3 protein-coding genes and 2 pseudogenes are annotated in these 3,954 nt (G+C 53.3%); 2 read left to right on the forward strand and 3 right to left on the reverse strand.

Annotated features, from left to right (window positions below; genetic code table 11):
* Positions 1-115: 115 nt before the first annotated feature.
* Positions 116-1,351 (forward strand): annotated as a pseudogene (locus HUO07_RS21270) (methyl-accepting chemotaxis protein); the annotation flags it as partial.
* Between the two features lie 26 nt (positions 1,352-1,377).
* On the opposite strand, the gene HUO07_RS21275 reads toward HUO07_RS21270, so the two are convergent.
* On the reverse strand, positions 1,378-2,304 hold the full coding sequence (locus HUO07_RS21275) for a LysR family transcriptional regulator (protein WP_008956563.1): 927 nt from the start codon (positions 2,302-2,304) through the stop codon (positions 1,378-1,380).
* Between the two features lie 179 nt (positions 2,305-2,483).
* Between HUO07_RS21275 and HUO07_RS21280 the strand changes: the two genes are divergently transcribed.
* Positions 2,484-3,260: a ferredoxin--NADP reductase gene (locus HUO07_RS21280; protein WP_008956562.1), complete on the forward strand. Its 777-nt coding sequence runs from the start codon at positions 2,484-2,486 to the stop codon at positions 3,258-3,260.
* Positions 3,261-3,342: 82 nt separating this feature from the next.
* Here the strand turns inward: HUO07_RS21280 and glnK are convergent, their stop codons facing one another.
* Together glnK and HUO07_RS21290 are read right to left on the reverse strand one after the other, a co-directional pair.
* Entirely contained in the window at positions 3,343-3,681 is a 339-nt protein-coding gene (gene glnK / locus HUO07_RS21285; protein WP_007112362.1) for a P-II family nitrogen regulator, read from the reverse strand.
* A 173-nt stretch (positions 3,682-3,854) separates the two neighbouring features.
* Positions 3,855-3,954: pseudogene (locus HUO07_RS21290) on the reverse strand (IS5/IS1182 family transposase); the annotation flags it as partial.

Here is a 3,954-nt window from a genome sequence, read left to right on the forward strand (position 1 = left end):
GTCAGCTTTTCAGGTACCATTTTGGAAGCGGCTGTTGGTGCTTGATGGATTGGTTAGGTTCTTGAAATCATAGCACTTTCAGCCGCTTTCTTTTATACCCTGTGAGAAATCCGGGCTAGAGCCTGTATCAGCAATTAGCGCACAGCTTACCCCTGCGATGCTCGACCAACTGTCCCGTGCCTCCACACCAATTGCCCTCACACTACAAGATAGCGACAAATTACTTTTAGGCAGTCCGGTAGGTGGCAGTAGCGGTTGGCAATTAGTGGTGGCGTTAGATGAAGCCGAAGCCACAACGGGCCTTCGGGCAATCGCGACAACATCCATTGTGACGCTAATCATTGTTGCTGGCATCACGATAATTACATTTGGCCTGCTGTTAACTTTTCTCCTGCGTCGTTTGCTTAGCGTGCGCAATGCATTGATGAGCATAGCCAGCGGCAGCGGCGATTTAACTCAGCGCTTATCAGAAGATGGTCGCGACGAGGTGGCACAAATTGCCAGCGCCTTTAACCAGTTTGTCGCGAAAATGGATGGTGTCATGCTCACCATTCGTGACAGCAGCCAATCGGTTCAAACCGCGGCCAGTGAAATCGCCCTTGGTGGCCAGGATTTATCGCGGCGCACCGACAATGCGGCCTCAAGCCTTCAGCAGAGCTCTGCTTCCATTGAAGAAATCACCAGCACTATCGAACATACCGCTTCCTCGGCACAACATGCTAACCAACTGTCGTTAGACGCATCTGAAGTAGCGAACCGCGGTGGTGACGTAGTGGGCCAGGTTGTTTCTACCATGGACGATATTTCGGCTTCATCGACGCGAATCAGCGAGATTGTTACGTTGATGGATGGCATCGCCTTCCAGACCAACCTGCTGGCATTGAATGCCTCTGTAGAGGCTGCACGCGCTGGTGAGCATGGCCGTGGGTTTGCAGTGGTAGCCGATGAAGTACGTAAACTGGCTCAGCGCAGCAGTGATGCCTCCAGTGAGATCAAAACGCTCATTGATACTTCTCACCAAACTGTTACCAACGGTACTCAGTTGGTTAAAAATGCGGGCTCTACCATGCAAGAGATTGTCGTTAGCATCACTCGTGTAACCGATGTATTGAGCGAAATTACCGCCGCTACGCGTGAGCAAAGTGATGGCATCAACCAAGTCAATATTGCCGTGTCCGAACTTGATCGAATGACGCAACAGAATGCCGCCATGGTGGAAGAATCCACCACTGCAGCTGAGCAGCTAAAAGATCAGTCACTACGCTTGGCAGATGCAGTGGGTGGATTCAAACTCTCAGAATCAGCATCTGCTCCGTTATCATTAAGCAACGCCAGGGCCTATGCCACCTAATCTCAAGAGCAAAGTAAGCGGGGATTTTACGGAATCGGCGGTAGCGCAATATCGTCGCTGCGTTTAGCGCCAGCGGTCATTTCACGGCACAGGCGCAGAAACTCGCGTACGCCGGTGGTGAGGTACTTGTGGCGGTGCCAGATAAAGGTGAATTGACGCTTTAAATCCAACTCCGGCGTGGGCAGCGGTACCAAACTGCCGCGCCGGAAGGCATCGCGTAGAGCGAGGCGTGAAACACAGCCAATCCCTAGCCCTGATTCCACGGCGCGCTTGATGCCCTCGGTGTGCTCAAGTTCCAACAAGGTATTAAACCGGCTGCGGCGGTGTCGCGCAGCGTGCTCCAGCGTCATACGCGTGCCCGAGCCCTCTTCACGCATGATCCAGTCCTCACGCAGTAGCTGCTCAAGCTCAAGATGCTCGCGGCCTGCCAGTGGGTGGCGCGGCGAGCAGAACACGCATAGCTCGTCTTCTACCCACGGCTGGCTGATAATCATCTCATCGTCGCACTGCCCCTCGATCAGCCCTAAATCCAGCGAATGTTGACGCACTCCTTCGATAATATGGCGGGTATTGCGCACCGCTAAGCGTACACGGCTACCAGGGTGGCGCTGCATAAAATCGCTGATAAGCAGCGTGGCTAGATAGTTGCCAATGGTTAGCGTGGCGCCTACCTCCAGCGAGCCAACCCCCTGCTGGCCGCGCAGGAGTTCTTCTATCTCTTCCCCTCGATCGAGCAGCGCCACCGCTTTGGGCAACAGTTGAAAGCCCAGTGCGTTGAGCTTTAAGCGCTTGCCGATGCGATCGAGCAGCTGGCAATCGAACTGCCGCTCCAGCTCGGCAAGCGCGGTGCTGGTCGCTGACTGAGACATGGAGAGCGCCCGCGCCGCATGGGAGACGCTCTCATGCTGGGCGACCGCTACAAAAACTTCCAACTGCCGCAAGGTGTAGTGCATAGCGTCTGACCTGTATTTGATCTATATCTATTTTTCAGATAAGTGTTATCAATATAATTCGCTTAACAGATATACCACCCTTTGCTTAGACTTGTTGGCAACTTATTAAATCATTTTTATTCTTTTTAAGAATATGCCCGATGCAGTAGCACGTCCGCATCGGCTAAGGGAGAAACGGCATGAGTAAGTTTGCTCTGGAAGAAGTGCTTAGTGTTCATCACTGGAACGATACCCTGTTCAGCTTTCGCACCACACGCGAGCGCAGCCTGCGTTTCAAAACCGGTCAGTTTGTGATGATTGGTCTGGAAGTGAATGGCAAGCCGCTAATGCGCGCTTACTCGATTGCCAGCCCCAACTATGAAGACCACCTTGAGTTCTTCAGCATCAAAGTGCCCGACGGCCCGCTGACCTCACGCCTACAGCACTTGAAAGTGGGCGATCAGATCATGGTCAGCCGCAAGCCAACCGGCACGCTGGTCACCGATGATCTACTGCCCGGTCGTAACCTTTACATGCTTTCGACTGGTACTGGTCTGGCGCCGTTCATGAGTTTGATCCAAGACCCAGACGTTTACGAACGCTACGAGAAAATCGTGCTGGTACACGGTGTCCGCGAGGTCTCTGAACTGGCTTACGCCGACTTCATCACCAAAGAGCTGCCTGCGCACGAGTATCTGGGTGAAGATATCACTGAAAAGCTGGTCTACTACCCGACCGTTACCCGTGAAGAGTTCCACACCATGGGCCGCCTGACCGACCATATCCGTACCGGTAAGCTGTTCGAAGATACCGGATTGCCGCCCATCGATCCGCGTCAGGATCGTGCCATGATCTGCGGTAGCCCCGCCATGCTAGACGATACCAGCGCACTGCTTGATGAGCTGGGTCTAAATATCTCGCCGCGCATGGGCGAGCCGGGCGACTACGTGATTGAACGCGCTTTCGTTGAAAAATAAGTTAACCACTAGCCACTAAAAACCCCCGCTACTCGGTTTGAGGATATAAACCGGCTAGCGGGGGTTTTGTATGCTGGCGCCTTTAAACGGCGTCTTTACCGGTTTCGCCGGTACGGATACGGATCACCTGCTCTAGCGGCATCACAAAGATTTTGCCGTCGCCGATTTTCCCTGTATTCGCGACCTGGGTGATCGCATCAATCACCTGTTCGGCCATGTCGTCGTCCACGGCGACTTCTAGCTTCACCTTGGGTAGAAAGTCCACCACATACTCAGCGCCACGATAAAGCTCGGTATGCCCTTTCTGGCGCCCAAAGCCTTTCACTTCCGTCACCGTAATACCCTGTACACCGATGTCGGAGAGCGACTCGCGCACATCGTCAAGCTTGAACGGCTTGATAATAGCTGTGATCAATTTCATTACCATATCCTCTAACTGGGTGGCCGTGATGGGGTTGAGTTGAAGGGCTGCAAGTATCGCAACCAATAACCGCTACTCACCAGCATACACCGCTATCGACAGAGAATAAAAAAGCCTCCCACTTTAGGGGAGGCTATAAGGAGCACGCCAGCTCACTAGGGTCTGTTGACGTTTCACATGGGCAGCCATAAACAACCACAAGCTAAGGCCACCATGCTTTCGTAGTTTCGCTTGAGCTTGTCGTAACGCGTCGCTATGGCGCGATACGGCTTC

The sequence above is a fragment of the Vreelandella maris genome, assembly GCF_013371085.1.
Lineage (GTDB): Bacteria > Pseudomonadota > Gammaproteobacteria > Pseudomonadales > Halomonadaceae > Vreelandella > Vreelandella maris.

What these genes read in the sequence shown, in the direction of transcription:
- HUO07_RS21280 (WP_008956562.1), top strand. Translation starts at nt 2,484, where the DNA reads ATGAGTAAGTTTGCTCTGGAAGAAGTGCTTAGTGTTCATCACTGGAAC.
- HUO07_RS21275 (WP_008956563.1), bottom strand. Translation starts at nt 2,304, where the DNA reads ATGCACTACACCTTGCGGCAGTTGGAAGTTTTTGTAGCGGTCGCCCAG.
- glnK (WP_007112362.1), bottom strand. Translation starts at nt 3,681, where the DNA reads ATGAAATTGATCACAGCTATTATCAAGCCGTTCAAGCTTGACGATGTG.